Genomic DNA, 20,329 nt, shown 5'->3' on the forward strand with positions numbered 1-20,329 from the left:
CTAAGTGTTAAAACTCTTACCGGAGGTGGTTTTGGATAAGAATATGAAGATCCTTGTTGTTGATGATTTTTCAACTATGCGTAGGATTATCAAGAACTTACTTAAAGATCTTGGCTTTGCAAACATACAAGAAGCAGATGATGGTAGTACTGCATTACCTATGTTGCAGCAAGGTGATTTCGATTTTGTGGTAACGGACTGGAACATGCCCGGTATGCAAGGTATTGATTTACTAAGAGCTATTCGAGCAGACGCTAACCTAAAACACATTCCTGTTTTGATGGTGACTGCTGAGGCTAAAAAGGAACAAATTGTTGCTGCTGCGCAAGCTGGTGTTAACGGTTATGTTATTAAACCTTTTACGGCAGCAACGTTAAAAGAGAAATTAGCAAAAATATTTGAAAGACTTGGTTAAATTCAGGCTAATCTGAATACGAGGAAAGACTGTATGACGGCCTTGAAAAATGCGCCAATTTCTCTTGATGACGCAAAAAAATTAGTAGTACTTTTAGAGAACGGAGATAATCAAGGCGCTCAAGATTTACTTGAATCCGCCGGGGCTCAAAGTTCTGTAGAGCTGTTTGCCGAGGTGGGTAAATTAACTCGCCAACTTCACGACTCATTGAATAATTTTCAACTTGATCCTCGTATAGTCGACATGGCGAACGAAGATATTCCAGATGCTCAGACAAGATTAACTTATGTTATAGAAGCAACTGAAGAAGCTGCAAATAAAACCATGGACTTGGTGGATTCTTGTATGCCAATTGCAGAGAAATTGCATGACGGCATTGTAAAGGTGTTACCTGAATGGAATAAACTGATTGCTCGAGATTTACAGTTAGGTGAATTTAATCTTTTAGTAAAAGAATTAGACAATTTTCTGAAAGTAGGTAGTGACGATTCTGCAAAATTAACAGGTTTATTGACTGAAGTACTGATGGCTCAAGGTTACCAGGATTTGACCGGTCAAGTTATTAGACGAGTTATTGAACTCGTTAAAGAGGTTGAAGATAATTTAGTCTACATGCTCACTATGTTTGGCGGCGTTGAACCTAAAGATGGTGCCGAGGTAATTGAAAAGCCTAACAAATCTGAGAATGAAGCCGATATGGTTAAGGCTGAAGGTCCAATTTTGGATGCCGACAGCAGAGAAGACGTAGCGTCAGATCAAGATGACGTTGATGATTTGCTTTCGAGTCTGGGATTTTAAGGGGACCTTAATATGGCGTTTGATGTTGACGAGGAAATACTAGCTGACTTTTTGGTTGAAGCCGGTGAAATCTTAGAGCTCTTGCAGGAGCAGCTCGTCGATTTAGAAAATAATCCAGAAGATACGGATCTGCTTAACGCCATTTTTAGGGGGTATCATACTGTTAAAGGCGGCGCTGGGTTTTTATCACTGACTGAATTAGTTGATATTTGCCATGGTGCAGAAAATATCTTTGATGTTATGCGAAATGGTCAAAGAACCCTTACGCCTGAACTGATGGATGTAATATTGCAGGCTACCGATGAAGTCGTGCAAATGTTTGATCTTGTCAAAGCTGGTGAGCCTCTAGTGGCTGCAGAAAAAAGCCTTATCGATACCCTTACCAGACTCAGTAAGCCCGAGTCGGCAGATGAAGCTGCAGCGTCAGAAACTCCAGAGCCAATCGCGACTGAGACTATCGTTAGTGATGAAGAGCCTGTAAATCAGGATCAAAGTGAGTTGAGTTCAGATGATTTTAGTGAAGATGAATTTGAGGCATTATTAGATGAATTACATGGCGGTAATGCGCCAGGAACTAAGGAAGTCGCTAAGATTGAAGAAGAGTCTTCAAGCGATGAAGATATTAGTGACGACGAATTTGAAGCACTTCTAGACCAGTTGCATGGCAAAGGACAGTTCAAAGGAGATGAAACTCCTAACACTGCTAATGAAGAGGCGACAACCGAGCAAAATTCATCGGGAGATGACATTACAGATGATGAATTTGAAGCGCTCTTAGATCAACTTCACGGCAAAGGCAAAGGTCCTGCAGACAAGCCAGACGAAGCGAAAGAAGCCAAACCGGTTGTGGTCGAGCCTACTGAAGTTAAAAAAGCGGCAGTAAATAAAGTTGAAGCCACTAAACCTGTCGCTGCAAAAAAAGAAGAGAAAAAGTCTACTCCTCCTCCCCAAGCGGAAACGACAGTTCGAGTCGATACTAAACGTCTAGATCAAATAATGAATATGGTTGGGGAGTTAGTATTAGTCAGAAACCGTCTACTCAGCCTTAGTGCCAATGGCAATGACGAAAATATGGCAAAGGCCATCGCCAATTTAGATGTTGTTACGGGGGACTTGCAAGGTGCAGTAATGAAAACCCGTATGCAGCCTATTAAGAAAGTATTCGGGCGCTTTCCTCGAGTTGTTCGCGATCTTGCACGAACGCTTAAAAAAGAAATTACGCTTATTCTAGAAGGTGAAGAGACGGATTTAGATAAAAATTTAGTAGAAGCCTTGGCTGACCCCTTAGTGCATTTGGTTCGAAATTCTGTTGACCATGGTATTGAAATGCCAGAAGAAAGAAAGGCTGCAGGTAAACCGTCTATGGGCACGGTTAAGTTGTCAGCGTCTCAAGAAGGCGACCATATATTATTAAGTATCATTGATGATGGTAAGGGGATGGATCCAGAAAAGCTGAAAGAAATAGCCATTTCCCGAGGTGTTTTGGACGCTGATACCGCAGCAAGAATGACTGATCTTGAAGCCTTCAATTTGATTTTTGCACCAGGATTTTCAACTAAAACTGAAATATCTGAAGTATCCGGCCGTGGTGTGGGTATGGATGTAGTCAAAACCAAAATAAATCAGCTCAACGGTTCCGTCAATATTGATTCTAGTATGGGGGTTGGTACTACACTTGAAATTAAAGTGCCATTAACCTTAGCCATATTGCCCACCCTAATGATAGTGATTGGTGAACAAACCTTTGCGCTGCCTCTTGGTTCTGTGAATGAAATCATCAATCTTGATATGCAAAAAACTAATACCGTTGATGGTCAGCTAACCATGATCGTTCGTTCTAAAGCTATTCCACTATTCTATTTAGGAGAATGGTTAGCAAGGGGTGAAGTTAATATTGATAAAACTACAGGGCATGTTGTTGTGGTTCAAATTGGCACCCAACAACTTGGTTTTGTAGTTGATGCATTAATTGGGCAGGAAGAAGTAGTAATTAAACCATTGGATGAACTGCTTCAAGGTACACCTGGCATGGCTGGTGCTACCATAACCAGTGACGGTGGTATCGCCTTGATATTAGATGTACCAGGGCTATTGAAAAGGTATGCGACCAAGAAAACATAGGTAGATATGCGCTTAATGAAGCCTAAAGAAAAATTGATAGTTAATATTATAAAAAAGATAGGCGAAGATGACATATAGGATTTTGATAGTTGATGACTCAACTTTTTTTCGCCGCAGAATAAAACAGATACTTGAAGACGATGCTGAATTAGAAGTGGTAGGGGAAGCCAAAAATGGTCAGGAGGCCTTGACCTTAGTTGCTTCTTTAAAACCAGATGTTGTAACTATGGACATTGAAATGCCTGTAATGGACGGTATTACTGCCGTCAAAAAAATAATGGCAAGTAATCCTGTTCCTATTATTATGTTTTCATCACTTACTCTGGAGGGAGCGCAAGCGACCTTAGACGCATTGGATGCGGGTGCGTTAGATTTTCTTCCAAAGAAATTCGAAGATATTGCGTTAAACAGAAAAGAAGCGATTCTTCTTTTACAAAACCGAGTAAAAGCACTTTGTGGGCGTAAAGCAATCAGGAGCCATTCGTTGGCAAAAATGCGTTCCGATGCATTGAAATCAAGCGATATTTTTCCCCCCAGCTCCTTAAATAGAATTAATAGGAAACCTCACTTAGGCGCAAACAATTCAAGTCGTTACGATTGTTTGGCAATAGGTACGTCAACTGGTGGACCTGTAGCCCTTCAGAAAATATTGACTGAGTTGCCGAGGGATTTTCCAGTTCCTGTTGTTTTAGTGCAACACATGCCTGGTTCTTTTACTTTGGCATTTGCTAAACGTTTACATGATTTATGTAAAGTCTCAGTGAAAGAAGCGACGAATGGTGAAAGCTTGCGACCTGGGATATGTTATCTTGCTCCTGGTGGAAAACAAATGACAATTGAGGGCAGTTCAGGCAATGCAAAAATAAAAATTTCTGAACCTGAACGTTTTCCAGATGCGACCTATAAACCGAGCGTTGATGTAACATTTGATTCTATGGCTCAGGTTTATTCAAGTAACGTACTCGCCATTATCTTAACAGGAATGGGAGCTGACGGCAGAGAAGGTTGTAAAAAGCTAAAAGACAAAGGTGCTAAAATATGGGCACAAGATGAGCAAAGTAGCGTTGTATACGGTATGCCTCAAGCGGTTACCATAGCTAATATTTCCCAAGCGAATTATGACATTGCTCATATGGCAGGTCATATACTTAATGAAATAGTAGATTGAGGGAAAAGGGGCACTGCGGGTGTTGTTTCTAAGTGAAAGTATCAGTCTGTTTGTCGCAAGATTTTCTTTGAGTCTTATTGTTTGCGTGTGGTTACTCGCGTGGTAGTTTGGACCGTAGCTAATCATAAAGGCGGAGTAGGTAAAACTACCACAACAGTTACTCTTGGTGGCCTATTGGCTCAAAGTGGGAAACGAGTGATTTTGATAGATACGGATCCTCAGGCGTCACTGAGTTATTATTTTGGTGTTGATTCAGAAGAGTTGTCAGCTAGCCTATTTAACGTATTTATGGCTGGGAAGTCTGTAACAAAAGAAAATGTCTTAGATTGTTTGAGCCCCACAAAGTTAGACTCTTTGTTTATTCTGCCAGCGACCATGGCTCTTGCTACTCTTGATAGAAAGTTAGGCACACAAAGTGGGATGGGTCTAATACTCAGGCAGGCGCTAGACTTAATACGTGATGAGTTCGATTACGCTCTTATCGATTGTCCACCGGTTTTAGGCGTGTTAATGATTAACGCGCTTGCAGCATGCGATAGGGTGGTGATACCTGTGCAGACTGAATTTTTAGCGTTAAAGGGTTTGGATAGAATGATACATTCTATGGAAATTATGCAAAAATCTTTAGCAAAAACGTTTGCCTACACTATAGTGCCGACTATGTACGACAAACGTGTTAACGCTGCTACTGAAGCATATAGTACATTAACTCGCACTTATAAAGAGAGCGTATGGGTTGGATTAATTCCAGTTGATACACGTTTCAGAGATGCCAGTCAGGCACAAAGTCCCCCATCAGTTTATTGCCCTAAATCCCGAGGGGTGTTTGCCTATGCGAAGTTACTTAGCTTCCTTCAAAAATTGGAATCGCAAAAATGAGTGGTAATTCGTTCGCTAACGAAGATGTGATGGACGATTATATGTCAGCATTGTTGAGTGACGATGCTGTACTTGAAGATGTTCAACGTCAATCTGTTGAACAGCTTTTAAAAACCGCTCCTGCTCCAAGAACTGAACCTTTTATTGAGCCTGAAGTAGAAACTGTAGAAACGGTGCCTGCTATTGCTAAAGTTCTAGAGCCTAAGGTCGAAAAAAAGTTAGCGACCATTAAAACACCTTCAAAAGTTATTGTACCTGTTATTCCTAAGGGCGAATTCCAAGTGCTATTGTTCGAGGTTGCAGGTATGACCTTGGCTGTTCCATTGACAGAGTTAGGTGGAATACATCAAATAGAGAGTATTAACCCTCTTTTTGGGAAGCCTGCATGGTTTAAAGGTGTTTTGCTGCATCGAGAAGAAAAGTTTAATGTAGTTGATACAGCAAAGTGGGTAATGCCAGAAAAATCTGCTGAAAAGCTGGCAGAATCCACAAAATATCAATATCTTATAGTATTAGGTGAAAGTGGTTGGGGGTTGAGCTGTGAAAGTTTGGTTGCCACCGAAACATTGTTACCAGATGACGTGAAGTGGCGAAATGTAGAAGGTAGTCGACCATGGTTATCTGGAATGGTTAAAAAGAAAATGTGTGCCTTGATGAATGTACAACAACTGATCAATATGTTGAATCAAGGTTTAAGCAGCAACGATTAGCCTATTTTGGGCCGGAGCAATGGGAATGAATGACGACAGAAATTCAAGTAATACAGTAGCCGCAAATGGTGATGAAGTGCTGCAGTGGGTTACCTACAAACTAGGAGAAGAAACCTACGGCATAAATGTTATGCAGGTTCAAGAGGTGTTGCGTCACACTGAAATCGCCCCAGTTCCTGGCGCACCCGATTATGTGTTAGGTATCATTAATTTGAGAGGGAACGTCGTTACTGTTATCGATACTCGTTCACGCTTTGGATTGCCTTCGTCTGAAATTTCAGACAACACCCGTATAGTGATTATCGAATCTGATGATCAAGTAGTAGGCATACTTGTAGACAGTGTGGCTGAAGTGGTCTACCTACGTTCGTCTGAAATAGACAGCGCACCCAATGTTGGAACTGAGGAAAGTGCCAAGTTTATACAGGGAGTAAGCAACCGAGATGGTCAGTTGCTGATCCTAGTTGATCTAAATAAATTGCTCAGCGATGAAGAGTGGACCGAAATTACCAACATATAAGTCCAGAACCTACGACCCTCGTTCGCTAAAACATAGGACGCCTGTTTATGTTTTAGCGAAACGTGTATTTTTACCCTTTTAGAGATAACTATGAGTTTCCCATTATTATTAAGCTTAATTGCATTGTTTGTCTCTATCATTTGTTTAACCTTGTGTGCCCTCCTATTTAAACGTATTAAGACTCATCAAGAGACAGTCATTTCACAAGGGCATCTTCAATCTGAACTTAGCAGAAATATAAATGACCTCAAGGAAGAATTACATGAAATCCGAAGTGGCAACTACGGCGTCATTAATCGTGTCAAAGAGTTAGTACAACAAGTGGATAATTTGCAAACCGCACAACAAGATTTAGCTGCCAATCTTGTTGAGCAAGATCCCCAAAGCCGTTTTTATAGCAAAGGCGCAAAGCTTATTAGCCAAGGGGCTAGCCTCGAAGATGTAATGCGCGAATGTGATATGCCTGCGGCTGAGGCTGAGCTATTATTTAATCTCCATAATAAACAACGCTAACCCCGCAAATGCTTCACTTTCTATTTAACACAGAGTTGACTTTGTTATTCTTAGATCGATTTTTTATATTCTGAAAATTTCATTTAGACGTCTAGACGTAAAGAAGTTGACTTTTTTAGTGTATTAAGCCAAATTTGTTCACATCGTTTTCTGCCTAAGATCCTTGTATGCCAATTAGAATCCCAAGTAATTTACCTGCACAAAATGTCTTAAATAAAGAAAATATCTTTGTGATGGATACACAACGAGCTGCGACTCAAGATATCCGGCCTATGGAAGTAGGTATCCTAAATTTGATGCCTAATAAAATGGAAACTGAGGAGCAATTTTTGCGTTTACTGTCGAATACTCCATTACAGGTTAACATCGACCTTATTCGAATCGATAATCAGGCGCCTAAGAATACTCCTGCAGCCCATATGGATAATTTCTACGTTGAGTTTGATGATGTGGCAAATAAAAAATATGATGGGCTCATTGTGACTGGAGCGCCATTAGCGCATCTCGCCTATCAGGATGTGAAGTATTGGGAAAAAATGACGGTAATTATGGATTGGGCCCGTCGCCATGTGCAGTCTACTCTGTTTTCTTGCTGGGCTGCTCATGCAGCAATTTATCACTTTTTTGGAAAAAACAGAAAGTTAAGAGACCAAAAACTGAGTGGGGTTTACCAGCATTTTGTCCAGAATGAACACGACGAATTATTACGAGGTTTTGATCCCGCTTTTTACGCGCCACAATCACGTTATGGCGAAATAAGTTTGGCAGATTATGACTCCATACCTGGTTTGAATGTGTTAGCTAAGTCGCAAGAAGGTGGTGCTTACATAGTAGCGTCGGAAGATAAACGCTTGGTATTTGTAACTGGACATCCTGAATACGATCCTGAAAGTTTAAAACAAGAATACCAAAGAGATTTATCGACTAATGGTCAGCCGCAAATCCCAGTAAACTACTTTAAAGATAACGATCCTAACAAAGAGCCAATAGTGAATTGGCGAGCGCATGGCAGTTTATTGTTTACTAACTGGTTAAATTATTACGTTTACCAAAATACCCCTTACGATTTAACTCAGCTTTCTGAGTAGAACCTAAATTTTGTGGCTAAGAGCCAAGAATAAAGAGAATAACATTGAGTCAAAGAATTACTGAAAGCAAACTCATTGAAGCGGCAAATAATAGAATATTGTTGCTGGATGGGGCTATGGGCACCATGATCCAAGAACATAAATTAGAAGAAGCGGATTATCGCGGGGAACGTTTTGCTGATTGGCATTCTGATGTGAAAGGCAATAATGATTTATTAGTATTGAGTCAACCGAAAATTATTTATGACATTCATTGTGCTTATCTAGCTGCGGGCGCGGATATCATTGAGACCAATACCTTCAATGCCACCACTATCTCTATGGCCGATTATAATATGCAAGAATTGGCGAAAGAAATAAACATTGAAGCAACGAAATTAGCTAGGCAAGCGGCAGATAAGTTTACCGCGCAAACACCCGATAAACCTAGGTTTGTAGCAGGGGTGTTAGGACCAACTAGTCGCACCGCTTCGATTTCTCCCGATGTAAATGATCCTGCTAAACGTAACGTTACATTTGATGAATTAGTTGAAGCTTACGTAGAAGCCACCCATGGGTTGATTGAGGGTGGGGCAGATTTAATTATGGTTGAAACCATTTTTGATACTCTAAATGCTAAAGCGGCGGTGTTTGCTGTGCAGAGTGTGTTTGAAGAGCTTAATGTTGATTTGCCGGTGATGATTTCTGGCACTATTACCGATGCCTCAGGTCGTACTTTGTCTGGTCAAACGGCAGAGGCTTTTTACTATTCGATGAACCATGTTGAGCCATTCTCATTTGGTTTAAATTGTGCTCTAGGTCCCGATTTATTGCGTCAATATGTTGAGGAAATTTCCCAAGTATCAGAATGTTTTGTGTCTGCGCATCCTAATGCAGGTCTACCTAATGAATTTGGTGAATATGATATGGAAAGTGATGAGATGGCTTCACACATTAAAGAGTGGGCTGCGTCAGGATTATTAAATATAGTCGGCGGATGTTGTGGCAGTACTCCAAAACACATAGAGGCAATCGCGGATGCGGTAAAAGATTACCCACCTCGAAAAATTGTCAAACGAAAGGTAAAAATGCGCCTATCTGGTTTAGAAGCTTTTGTCCATTAGGCGGTTATTATGAGTATAAATGAAATAGATAAAAATCTGCCCATTGATACAGTGGCAAAATCCTCAGCAAACTTTATTAATGTAGGTGAACGTACCAACGTGACGGGTTCAGCGATGTTTAAGCGCTTAATCCTTAATGATGAGTATGAAAAAGCCTTAGATGTAGCTCGGCAACAAGTCGAAAATGGCGCGCAGATTATAGATGTCAATATGGATGAAGCCATGTTGGACTCAGAAGCCGCCATGACGCGCTTTTTAAATTTGATTGCGTCTGAACCTGATATTTCTCGGGTTCCAATCATGATTGACTCTTCTAAATGGTCAGTGATTGAGGCTGGTTTAAAGTGTGTGCAAGGCAAGGCCGTGGTTAACTCCATTAGTTTGAAGGAAGGTGAAGAGAACTTTCTGCATCAAGCCAAGCTTTTAAAACGTTATGGTGCCGCTACGGTTGTCATGGCATTTGACGAACAAGGTCAAGCAGATACTGAAGAAAGAAAATTTGAGATTTGTGAACGTAGTTATAAATTGCTCACCGAAAAAATTGGATTTCCTCCTCAGGATATTATTTTCGACCCTAATATCTTCGCGGTAGCAACGGGCATTGAAGAACATAATAATTATGCAGTAGATTTTATTAATGCTACTCGAAGAATCCGCCAATCTCTTCCACATGCTCATGTCTCGGGTGGGTTATCAAACGTTTCTTTTTCATTTAGAGGTAACAACCCAGTACGCGAAGCTATGCATTCGGTGTTTTTGTTTCACGCTATTAAAGCCGGAATGGATATGGGGATTGTTAATGCAGGGCAACTAGAAGTATACGACCAAATTCCAGAAGAGCTCAAAAAAGCGGTAGAAGATGTGATCTTAAATCGTCATGAGCACGCAACGGATGTGCTGCTAGAATTAGCACCCAAATATCAAGGTGATGGCAAAGCTGTTGTCAAAGACAACCTAGAATGGCGCAAATTACCGGTCAATAAACGTTTGGAGCATGCCTTGGTGCGCGGCATCATGGACTTTATTGAAGAAGATACAGAAGCGGCTCGCCTTGATGCCGATAGACCACTACACGTAATTGAAGGGCCTTTAATGGACGGTATGAATGTAGTGGGGGATTTATTCGGTGAGGGTAAAATGTTCCTCCCTCAGGTTGTTAAATCTGCACGAGTGATGAAAAAGGCGGTGTCATATCTCAATCCGTATATTGAATTAGAGAAAGACCAAGGCAGTAGTAACGGTAAAATTTTGTTAGCTACGGTAAAAGGGGATGTTCATGATATTGGGAAAAACATTGTTGGCGTAGTGCTGCAATGTAACAACTTTGAAATCATCGATCTTGGTGTAATGGTGCCTTGTGCAAAATTATTGCAAGTGGCAAGAGACGAAAATGTCGACATGATAGGCCTTTCAGGATTGATTACCCCTTCACTTGATGAAATGGTACACGTAGCAAAAGAAATGCAACGTTTAGACTTTGACTTACCACTGTTAATTGGTGGCGCAACCACTTCAAAAGCTCATACAGCTGTAAAAATTGAACACAACTATCAACATCCAGTGGTGTATGTGCCAAATGCCAGTCGAGCTGTAGGTGTTTGTCAAAAATTAATTACTACTGAAAATCGCGCATTATACGCAGAAGAATTAGCGCTCGATTATGAAAAAGTGCGTGTCCAACATGCCAAGAAAAAGCCTCGTACTCGACCGGTAACCTTAGAACAAGCGCGAGAAAATGGCTTTAACTATGATTGGGATACCTACCAGCCTCCGATTCCGAATAAGTTGGGTGTAACTAGTTTAAGTGTTGGTTTGGCGGAGTTAGTCGATTATATAGACTGGACACCATTTTTCTTAACTTGGTCGTTAGCAGGAAAGTACCCGCGTATTTTACAAGACGAGGTAGTGGGTAAAGAAGCCCAAAATCTATTTGATGATGCTCAAGTGATGCTCAAGAGTTTATGCAATAACCCAGAGCTAATCGCCAGAGGGGTGATGGGCATATTTCCTGCGAATCGAGTGCAAGATGATATTCAAATCTATGCTGATGAAAGTCGTAATAATGTGACGTTTGTAGCCCACCACCTGCGCCAACAAACCGAAAAACCCAAAGGTGCGAATAATTGTCTCAGTGATTTTATTGCGCCTAAGTCTTCAGGGAAAGCCGATTACCTAGGTGCCTTTGCGGTGACTGCAGGTACCTGGGAGGATGCTTTAGCAAAAGAATACGAAGATGCAGGTGATGATTATAACTCCATTATGATTAAATCTCTTGCCGATAGATTTGCTGAAGCTTTTGCTGAATATTTACATGAAAAAGTACGCAAAGAAATTTGGGGTTATGCACCAGATGAGAACTTATCTAACGAAGAGCTAATCCGCGAAAAGTATCAAGGAATAAGACCTGCTCCCGGTTACGCAGCTTGCCCAGAACATACTGAAAAACAATTGATCTGGGATTTGCTTGAAACAGAGAAAAACACCGGTATGAAACTGACCGAAAGTTACGCTATGTGGCCTGGAGCTGCGGTATCGGGATTTTATTTCTCGCACCCTGAGTGCAGATATTTTGCAGTAGCTCAAATTCAGGAAGATCAATTGTTAGATTATGCTGCTCGTAAAAACTGGAGTCGCTTAGAAGCTGAAAAATGGTTAGGTCCTAACCTCCAATAATGAATAAGGATTGAAATGACGGTGGATGAAAAACCCTTTAGCCAAGCCTGTGAAAACAATAAGCAACCTATCTTTGATGTATTGGGGCGCGTATTAACCAACAGAAAAAAGCTGTTAGAAATTGGTTCTGGTACAGGACAGCACGCAGCTTATTTTGCTCCTAGGCTCAGTCACTTGATATGGCAAACAAGTGATATGCCTATTAATCATGACGCTATTACGTCTTGGCTGGAAGATGTTCCTGTCAGCAACTTGTTACCGCCCATTTCTTTTACTGTGGGTATTAATAATTGGCCGTTAGGGGATTTTGATGCAGTGTATACCGCAAACACTACTCATATAATGCAGCCATCAGAATCAAAACTTATGATGCAGTTAGTCGCCGATGGTTTGCCTAAAGGCGGTGTTTTTTGCCAATATGGGCCGTTTAATTTCCAAGGGCGTTACACTAGTGAGTCTAATGCTGCCTTCGATCAACACCTAAAGGAACAAGGCTGTGGTGGAATTCGAGATGTTGACGAACTGGTGGAGTGGGCTAACTCAATGAATTTAATAGAAAAAATTTCAATGCCCGCCAATAATTTTATGTTGATTTGGCAAAAGAAATAGTGAAATTAAATTTAGTCTTCTGTTTGTCTAAATGGCAGAAGTTTTTCGGCTTCATTTCTATATTGTGAAATTTGAATATTTTCTTGTTGAATAAACCGTCCAATGGCATCTTGGAATGCGGGTTCTCTGAGAAAGTGATTGGAGTAACAGTATATGGGCTCGAATCCTCTCAGAATTTTATGTTCGCCTTGTGTACCAGGGTTAAAATGAGCGATGTCTTGTTCAATACAAAACTCTATACCTTGGTAATAGCAACATTCAAAATGTAAATTCTGTATATCTTGCAACGCACCCCAGTAACGTCCACATAGTTGATTTTTATCGTAAAAAAATAATGCACTTGCGATAGGTTGCTCTTCTTTTAAGGCGATGACTAGCATTAGATTGTTATGTAAGTCTTTAAAAATTTTCTTAAAAAAAGATTCAGTTAAATAGCCGTTATGACCACTACGTTTTAAGTAAGTTTGTTGGTAACAATGGTAAAAAAAGTCCATGAGTTCTTCGGTTAGACTTTCACCATGTAGACGTACCACTTTAACGCCTGAGTTTGCTATTTTTGAACGTTCTTTTTTTACATTTTTTCTTTTGCGGGAATTAAAATAAGTCAAATAATCTTCAAACGATGTGTATTGATTATTAAACCACTCAAACTGAATTGACCTACGTTGTAATTGTCCGTGGGGCTGCAATAACTCACTAAAATCTTGTTCAACAAACAACCAGTGCATGGACGACATACCATTTATCTCTAGTTGGTAATTGATTTCTTTACATAAAGTAGGCAGCAATTGTGATTTATCTACCTTTGAATCGAGCATTAACCTTGGTCCAGTCACTGGAGTGAAAGGGATCGCCGCCACCAACTTAGGGTAGTAATTTAATCCGTAGTGTCGATAGGTGTTTGCCCAAGCAAAATCAAACACATATTCACCATAACTATGAGTCTTTTTGTATAACGGAAGGATGCCTACAGCTAAGGCATTTTGATAAATCACCAAATGAAAAGGTTGCCACCCAGATTTTCCAGCAACCGAACCTGAAGTTTCCAAGGCATGTAAAAAGGTGTATTGGCAAAAAGGGCCACATTTACTTGCTAATTTATCCCAAACCGTTTGACCAATTTGTTCAACAGAGGTGTTAAATTTGAAAGTGTATTTAGAGCTTAAAATTGACAATTTTGAGGTTAACCTTTTGCTAAGTTTACTACCCTAATATGGCAGAAAATGATGCTAATATCATCAAATATACCATCCCAAGATTGGTTGTGGGGTGAGAACACAGTAAAGATTAATTACTCAAAAAGCTTTTGCAGCAGAATTTAGGTCATAATATCAGGTTACAAAAGATAACAAATTTCACTCTATATAATTTGCAAGATAGTGACTCAATTGCGAGAACATTGACTGGAGGCCACGTTAACAATGGTTTAGGTGAACGAAGAATATCTAAGAAAAGGACAAAAAACTGATTTTTGTAAAGGCATCAAGTGCAGCAATACTCGAATTTAATATTGATTGGTTCGAAATAGCAGTCAAAATTTTTTACAAAAATATACCAATAAACTTGCTAAAAATTTTAAACAACAACAGAAACAGCATAGATTTTTAAAATCTCAAGGTTTTACACCTGAACAAATTCGCAACGTAATTGAATCATCAAATGATTAACACTCTTTAGTGTTAACGCTAGCCTTAACAAAACACGACTAAACTGATATCTTTGGCGCGACTTCCAGTAATTATGCCGTGTTGGGCATAATAGAACCCCATTAATTATTAACATTTCAGGATTGTAAATGAGTAAAACAACCGCCGAGATCCGGTGCGCATTTTTAGATTTTTTTGCCGCAAGAGGACACCAAAAAGTATCAAGTTCATCTTTAGTTCCAGCAAATGATCCAACACTTTTGTTTACAAATGCAGGAATGAATCAATTTAAGGATGTGTTTTTAGGCACGGAATCTCGTAGTTATAACAAGGCAACTTCTTCGCAACGATGCGTGCGAGCGGGTGGTAAACATAATGATCTTGAGAATGTAGGTTATACAGCACGTCATCATACTTTTTTTGAAATGTTAGGTAACTTTAGCTTCGGCGACTACTTTAAAGCTGATGCAATACAGTATGCATGGGATTTTTTAACTAAAGAGTTAAAGCTGCCAGCTGAAAAGTTACTGGTCACTATCTACCACGAAGATGATGAGGCCTTTGATATTTGGGCGAATACCATAGGTATTCCAGAAGAAAAAATTATTCGTATCAGTACTTCTGATAATTTTTGGTCTATGGGTGATACGGGTCCATGTGGTCCATGTTCTGAAATCTTCTACGACCATGGTGAACATATCTGGGGTGGGCCTCCAGGAACGCCAGAAGAAGACGGTGATAGATTTATCGAAATCTGGAATCTGGTATTTATGCAATTTAATCGTCAAAGTGACGGGACTATGCAACCCTTGCCAAAACCTTCTATTGATACAGGAATGGGGTTAGAGCGAATTTCCGCTATTTTACAAAATGTACACAGTAATTATGAAATAGATATATTTCAGAATTTAATCGATGCTTCTGCCAAAATCGTGGGGGCAAACGATAAGCAAGACAAGTCTCTACGTGTTATTGCCGATCACATTCGTTCCTGCAGTTTCTTGATTTGTGATGGCATTATTCCATCGAACGAAGGACGTGGATATGTGTTGCGACGCATTATTCGAAGGGCTGTTCGTCACGGAAATAAACTCGGGGCACAAGGCATATTTTTCTATCGTCTTGTGGCAGCCTTAGAAGCTCAAATGGCTGATGCCTATCCAGAACTAACCTCTAACCGCGAACTAATTGAAAAAGTACTAAAAACAGAAGAAGAGCAGTTTTCTAGAACGCTTGAGCGCGGAATGAGTATCCTTAACGAGGCGCTTAACGAGTTAACTTCTGATCTAGTACCTGGCGAATTAGTCTTTAAGTTATATGATACCTACGGTTTTCCAGCAGACTTAACTAACGATATTGCTCGTGAGAAAGAGTTGCGGATTGATGAAGACGGTTTTCAAGCCGCCATGGCTGCTCAGCGCAAACGTGCACAACAAGCAAGTCAGTTTGATACCGATTACAATGAGCTACTAAAGTCTAATACCATTTCTGAATTTACAGGCTATGATCAGCTTAGTAGTCAAGCTGAGATAGTTGAATTATTTGCTAACGGCCAACAAGTAGAAAAACTACAAACTGGTGAAGAGGGAGTGGTTGTGCTCAACAAAACTCCTTTTTACGCGGAATCCGGCGGGCAAACTGGTGATAGCGGTATCCTTAAAAGCGCCGAAGGCAGTTTTATTGTAAAAGATACGGTGAAACTCGGTAATGCTATTGCCCATAAAGGTACGGCGCAATCGGACTTTAAACTGGGTGATTTGGTACAAGCTGAATTTGATCTACAGCGCAGAGAGTCAATAAAATTAAATCACAGCGCAACACATTTGTTACATGCAGCCTTGAAAAAAGTGTTGGGGGAGCACGTGAATCAGAAAGGTTCACTTGTCTCAGATGAGCGTTTTAGATTTGATTTTTCTCACTTTGAAGCGGTTACCAATGAAGAACTGCAAGGTGTAGAAACGTTAGTAAATGAGCAAATTAGAGCCAATCATTGTTTACAAACCAAATTAATGAATTTGGAAGAAGCGAAAGCTGCAGGTGCAATGGCTTTATTTGGTGAAAAATATGCTGAAGATGTACGTGTTGTGTCTATGGGGGATTTTTCTATGGAACTGTGCGGCGGAACACATGTCAATAGAACAGGTGACATTGGTCTCTTAAAAATTATATCTGAAAGCGGTATCGCTGCAGGAGTAAGAAGGATAGAAGCGGTTACTGGGGCGAAGGCGCTGGATTTTGTGCAGAATCAAACGCAAAAAATTAGCGACCTTGCAGGGTTATTAAAAACCGACTCTCAAGGCCTAACGGCTCGACTTCAGCAGGTATTAGATCAAAATAAATTAGTAGAAAAAGAGTTACTTAAGTTAAAGCAACAAATTGCCAGTAACGCCACGACAGATGTGTTGTCTGATGTCTTTGAAATTAAAGATGTGAAAGTACTGTCTACTCAATTACAAGGAGTTGAAGCTAAAGCGCTCAGGTCTATGGTCGATGATTTTAAGAATCAGCTGGGCAGTGCAGTGATTGTATTGGGAGTTGCTGAAGACAATAAAGTTAGCTTGATTGCAGGGGTAACCAAAGATTTAGTTTCCAAAGTTAAAGCGGGTGACTTAATTAATTTTGTTGCTCAACAAGTTGGAGGTAAAGGAGGCGGTCGTCCAGATATGGCACAAGCAGGTGGGTCGCAACCTCAAAATTTAGAAATAGCTATTGCGTCGGTAAAAGCGTGGTTAGAAGATAAATTGTAAAGAAATGAATTTTTCGGTTGTTTTTTGTAGTGACAGCAAAAATAGGGAAAAACCGATAGGGTAAGTTTTCTGGCTATGCTGATGATTTACACTAACTTTAAAGAAGGATTGTATTTTTAACGGAAAAGGAGCAATAGAATGCTAATTTTAACTCGTCGTGTTGGGGAAACTCTAATGGTTGGTGATGATGTCACTGTAACTGTTTTAGGGGTAAAAGGTAATCAGGTGCGAATAGGTGTGAATGCGCCAAAGGAAATATCTGTGCATCGTGAAGAAATTTATATGCGTATCCAAGCTGAAAAGAACGTTCAACTAGCAGCCCATGAGCAGGCAGTGAGTACTGACGAAGATTAGAAGTGATTGGAATAAAAAAAGCTGGGTAACCAGCTTTTTTTATGTCTCCAAAATTCGATTTTTTCCTTCAAATATGACAAATAATAAGCACTTAGCTAAGAATCGATTAAAATGCCAGCAAGCCGTCAATAACATCATAAAAAATGTTTGACTTACTCATGTGGATCGGTAAACTTCGGCTCCTCATTTAGGAGACGTTAACTCTTAGTAAGAGAAAGGCAGCACAATACTTCGAATTTTATTCTTAGTCTGTGATTCCAAAAATGAGTGTGTAATCTAAGTTCCGGAGAGGTGGGTGAGTGGCTGAAACCAGTTCCCTGCTAAGGAACCGTACGTTTATTCGTACCGAGGGTTCGAATCCCTCCCTCTCCGCCATTGGACTTAATTAGAAAACAGTTATGCGCGTGTAGCTCAGCTGGATAGAGTACCTGGCTACGAACCAGGTGGTCGGAGGTTCGAATCCTTCCACGCGCACCATATTCAAAAGATTTTTTAGAAGATAACTAAAAGTTGGTTATACTTCTAAAGCAAACCGGTTAAAGCGCGTGTAGCTCAGCTGGATAGAGTACCTGGCTACGAACCAGGTGGTCGGAGGTTCGAATCCTTCCACGCGCACCAACTATTAAAGCCCTTAAAGTTTATTCTTTAAGGGCTTTTTTATTTCCGTAAAATACTTTTCAATTTTGCTGTTAATCAAACTGAATAGGTGGTTCGTATTAAGTTGTGATGGGCCAATGAAAATCGGTTGATAGTGATAATCTATGATTGGGTAGGTATTCACTATATCCGAATATTTTCTTATTCTTTATGCACTTTTCCTCTTGGCAGTTTGTTGTGTTTTCTCAGGCCCCATGGTACTTATTCCTTATGTAATGTTAAAAAATGAAGGTTTTGTTTTTATGCAACCTGAAGTCGCAAATGCGCTAGCTGAAGCCGCCAATTTATTATTAGTTGGAATGGTAGTGGTATTTCTATTCTTATCAATGTTAATTGGAGCCATTACCTTAATTGCTTGGCTGGTTAAATTAGTGCCTGATGAGTCATTAAAACCGATAGAAAACCAAGGCAAATTGACAAACAATACCTCAGCCAATAATCAAACTGTATCTCCAAAGATAGTCGCCGCGATCAGCGCAGCAATCTTTCAACATAGACAGTCTCACTAGTTAAAATTTTTTAAGGAATTAACTCCATGCGTAAACCTCTAGCGATTACAGATGTTGTATTGCGTGATGCCCATCAATCATTATTCGCAACCAGAATGCGTCTCGAAGACATGCTGCCAATAGCAAATAAGTTAGATGATATTGGATACTGGTCATTAGAAACATGGGGAGGCGCGACCTTTGATGCTTGCATTCGTTATTTAGGAGAAGATCCTTGGGAGCGTATTCGTCAGTTAAAAAACGCCATGCCTAAAACTAAACAACAAATGTTATTGCGAGGTCAGAATCTTTTAGGGTATCGGCATTACGCAGATGATGTAGTAGAAAAATTTGTGGAGCGAGCGCATGCAAACGGTGTAGACGTTTTTCGAATTTTTGATGCGATGAACGATATTCGTAATCTAGAAACTGCGGTTAAAGCGGCGATTAAACAAGGAGCTCATGCTCAGGGCACTATGTCGTATACAGTGTCCCCAGTTCATTCATTACAAACTTGGTTGGATATGGCCAACGAACTGCAAGATATGGGCGTGCATTCTATTTGTATAAAAGACATGGCAGGTTTGCTAAAACCTTACGAATGTGAAGAGCTTGTGTCTAAATTAAAAGAGTCAATTGAAGTACCTATTGCGATGCATTGTCATTCCACAACAGGTTTAAGTGTCGCCACTTATCAAAAAGCGATTGATGCCGGTATTGATATTTTAGACACGTCTATTTCATCAATGAGTATGACTTACGGCCACACGGCAACAGAAACCATAGTATCTATTGTTGAAGGAACAGATCGTGATACAGGTTTGGCATTGCCTGCTTTTACCGAAATTGCGAGTTATTTCCGTGATGTGCGCAAAAAGTATTCGCAGTTTGAAGGTAGTCTTAAAGGTGTAGATGCACGTATTCTGATTGCGCAAGTTCCTGGCGGCATGTTGACTAACATGGAAAGCCAGTTAAAAGAGCAGGGAGCCGAAGATAAAATGGATGAGGTACTGCTGGAAATTCCAAGGGTTCGAGAAGATTTGGGCTTTATTCCCTTGGTTACTCCTACATCGCAGATAGTGGGTACTCAATCCGTGATTAATGTGCTCACGGGAGAGCGTTATAAGAGTATTAGTAAAGAAACGGCTGGAGTACTTAAAGGTGAATACGGAGCCACTTCTGCCGCTGTTAATAAGGAACTTCAAGCCAGAGTATTGGAAGGTAAGGATGCTATTACATGTCGTCCTGCTGACCTAATCAAAGACGAGTTACAAACGCTTACCTCTGAACTAACTGATATCGCCCAAAAAGAGTCTATTCAAACTGCAGACAATTTAGTGGATGATGTATTAACCTACGCGTTGTTCCCACAAATTGGATTAAAATTTCTTAAGAATAGAAACAACCCTGATGCATTTGAGCCAATACCAGGTCAAGAACAGGCTGTTTCAACTGAACCTACCTCTTGCGTTGCAGTTGAGACTAAAAGCTCAGGTGCGGCTTATTCAGTGCGTGTTGACGGTCAATTATTTGAAGTTGAAGTGGCGCAAAGTGGAGAATTGACTCAGGTACAAGCCGTTACTAACTCAGCGCCTCAAAAGGCAAGTACTGCTACATCTGAGCAAGTTTTAAATTCACCGTTAGCTGGAAATATATTTAAAGTGCTTGTCAAAGAGGGTGATTCAGTCAATTCAGGTGACGTTGTCATCATCATGGAAGCGATGAAGATGGAAACCGAAATCCGTGCTTCGGTAACAGGCATCATTTCTAAAATCTCTACCAAAGAGGGTGATGCCGTGCAATCAGGTCAGCCTCTATTAGCTATAGGGTAGGGAATTCA

18 protein-coding genes and 3 tRNA genes are annotated in these 20,329 nt (G+C 40.3%); 20 read left to right on the forward strand and 1 reads right to left on the reverse strand.

The window, feature by feature from the left end; genetic code table 11:
* Nucleotides 1–31 precede the first annotated feature (31 nt).
* The 12 genes from cheY to KO534_RS07970 all read left to right on the forward strand — a co-directional run bounded on the left by cheY (nt 32) and on the right by KO534_RS07970 (nt 12,597).
* Nucleotides 32–415: a chemotaxis response regulator CheY gene (gene cheY, locus KO534_RS07915; RefSeq protein WP_039989185.1), complete on the forward strand. Its 384-nt coding sequence runs from the start codon at nt 32–34 to the stop codon at nt 413–415.
* Between the two features lie 33 nt (nt 416–448).
* On the forward strand, nt 449–1,213 hold the full coding sequence (locus KO534_RS07920; RefSeq protein ID WP_215929111.1) for a protein phosphatase CheZ: 765 nt from the start codon (nt 449–451) through the stop codon (nt 1,211–1,213).
* A gap of 12 nt (nt 1,214–1,225) precedes the next feature.
* Nucleotides 1,226–3,334 carry a chemotaxis protein CheA gene (locus KO534_RS07925; RefSeq protein ID WP_215929112.1) on the forward strand — a complete coding sequence of 703 codons (2,109 nt, stop codon included), beginning with the start codon at nt 1,226–1,228 and terminating at the stop codon, nt 3,332–3,334.
* Nucleotides 3,335–3,401: 67 nt separating this feature from the next.
* Nucleotides 3,402–4,502, forward strand: a complete 1,101-nt coding sequence (locus KO534_RS07930; RefSeq protein WP_215929113.1) for a protein-glutamate methylesterase/protein-glutamine glutaminase — start codon at nt 3,402–3,404, stop codon at nt 4,500–4,502.
* Between the two features lie 99 nt (nt 4,503–4,601).
* On the forward strand, nt 4,602–5,381 hold the full coding sequence (locus KO534_RS07935; RefSeq protein WP_215929114.1) for a ParA family protein: 780 nt from the start codon (nt 4,602–4,604) through the stop codon (nt 5,379–5,381).
* Nucleotides 5,378–6,091, forward strand: a complete 714-nt coding sequence (locus KO534_RS07940; RefSeq protein ID WP_215929115.1) for a chemotaxis protein CheW — start codon at nt 5,378–5,380, stop codon at nt 6,089–6,091. Before KO534_RS07935 ends, KO534_RS07940 begins: the two co-directional genes overlap by 4 nt.
* A gap of 25 nt (nt 6,092–6,116) precedes the next feature.
* Nucleotides 6,117–6,611, forward strand: coding sequence for a chemotaxis protein CheW (locus KO534_RS07945; RefSeq protein WP_215929116.1), 495 nt, complete (start codon nt 6,117–6,119; stop codon nt 6,609–6,611).
* Between the two features lie 90 nt (nt 6,612–6,701).
* Nucleotides 6,702–7,124 carry a DUF2802 domain-containing protein gene (locus KO534_RS07950; RefSeq protein ID WP_215929117.1) on the forward strand — a complete coding sequence of 141 codons (423 nt, stop codon included), beginning with the start codon at nt 6,702–6,704 and terminating at the stop codon, nt 7,122–7,124.
* Between the two features lie 167 nt (nt 7,125–7,291).
* Nucleotides 7,292–8,212 (forward strand): homoserine O-acetyltransferase MetA, encoded by a 921-nt coding sequence (gene metA / locus KO534_RS07955; protein WP_215929118.1) that lies wholly within the window; start codon nt 7,292–7,294, stop codon nt 8,210–8,212.
* Between the two features lie 44 nt (nt 8,213–8,256).
* Complete coding sequence (locus KO534_RS07960) at nt 8,257–9,315, forward strand: homocysteine S-methyltransferase family protein (RefSeq protein WP_215929119.1); 1,059 nt, start codon at nt 8,257–8,259, stop codon at nt 9,313–9,315.
* Nucleotides 9,316–9,324: 9 nt separating this feature from the next.
* On the forward strand, nt 9,325–11,988 hold the full coding sequence (gene metH / locus KO534_RS07965) for a methionine synthase (protein ID WP_252732019.1): 2,664 nt from the start codon (nt 9,325–9,327) through the stop codon (nt 11,986–11,988).
* Between the two features lie 15 nt (nt 11,989–12,003).
* Nucleotides 12,004–12,597 (forward strand): DUF938 domain-containing protein, encoded by a 594-nt coding sequence (locus tag KO534_RS07970; protein WP_215929120.1) that lies wholly within the window; start codon nt 12,004–12,006, stop codon nt 12,595–12,597.
* An 11-nt stretch (nt 12,598–12,608) separates the two neighbouring features.
* On the opposite strand, the gene KO534_RS07975 is transcribed toward KO534_RS07970, so the two are convergent.
* Nucleotides 12,609–13,772 (reverse strand): GNAT family N-acetyltransferase, encoded by a 1,164-nt coding sequence (locus tag KO534_RS07975; protein WP_215929121.1) that lies wholly within the window; start codon nt 13,770–13,772, stop codon nt 12,609–12,611.
* 339 nt (nt 13,773–14,111) lie between these two features.
* Here KO534_RS07975 and KO534_RS23680 point away from each other — a divergent pair, with 339 nt between their 5' ends.
* The 8 genes from KO534_RS23680 (at nt 14,112) to oadA (ending at nt 20,321) form a co-directional block, all read left to right on the forward strand.
* Nucleotides 14,112–14,264, forward strand: a complete 153-nt coding sequence (locus KO534_RS23680) for a RecX family transcriptional regulator (RefSeq protein ID WP_215929122.1) — start codon at nt 14,112–14,114, stop codon at nt 14,262–14,264.
* Between the two features lie 128 nt (nt 14,265–14,392).
* Nucleotides 14,393–16,990 (forward strand): alanine--tRNA ligase, encoded by a 2,598-nt coding sequence (alaS, locus tag KO534_RS07985; RefSeq protein WP_215929123.1) that lies wholly within the window; start codon nt 14,393–14,395, stop codon nt 16,988–16,990.
* Between the two features lie 138 nt (nt 16,991–17,128).
* A complete protein-coding gene (gene csrA, locus KO534_RS07990; RefSeq protein WP_215929124.1) occupies nt 17,129–17,344 on the forward strand; it encodes a carbon storage regulator CsrA in 216 nt (71 codons plus the stop codon).
* Nucleotides 17,345–17,629: 285 nt separating this feature from the next.
* Nucleotides 17,630–17,719, forward strand: a tRNA-Ser gene (locus KO534_RS07995).
* Nucleotides 17,720–17,744: 25 nt separating this feature from the next.
* Nucleotides 17,745–17,821, forward strand: a tRNA-Arg gene (locus KO534_RS08000).
* A gap of 64 nt (nt 17,822–17,885) precedes the next feature.
* Nucleotides 17,886–17,962 (forward strand) — tRNA-Arg (locus tag KO534_RS08005).
* A gap of 281 nt (nt 17,963–18,243) precedes the next feature.
* Nucleotides 18,244–18,510 (forward strand): OadG family protein, encoded by a 267-nt coding sequence (locus tag KO534_RS08010; protein ID WP_215929125.1) that lies wholly within the window; start codon nt 18,244–18,246, stop codon nt 18,508–18,510.
* A 26-nt stretch (nt 18,511–18,536) separates the two neighbouring features.
* On the forward strand, nt 18,537–20,321 hold the full coding sequence (oadA, locus tag KO534_RS08015) for a sodium-extruding oxaloacetate decarboxylase subunit alpha (RefSeq protein WP_215929126.1): 1,785 nt from the start codon (nt 18,537–18,539) through the stop codon (nt 20,319–20,321).
* Nucleotides 20,322–20,329: the final 8 nt, after the last annotated feature.

Source organism: Paraglaciecola arctica, assembly GCF_018861065.1.
Classification (GTDB): Bacteria; Pseudomonadota; Gammaproteobacteria; order Enterobacterales; family Alteromonadaceae; genus Paraglaciecola; species Paraglaciecola arctica_B.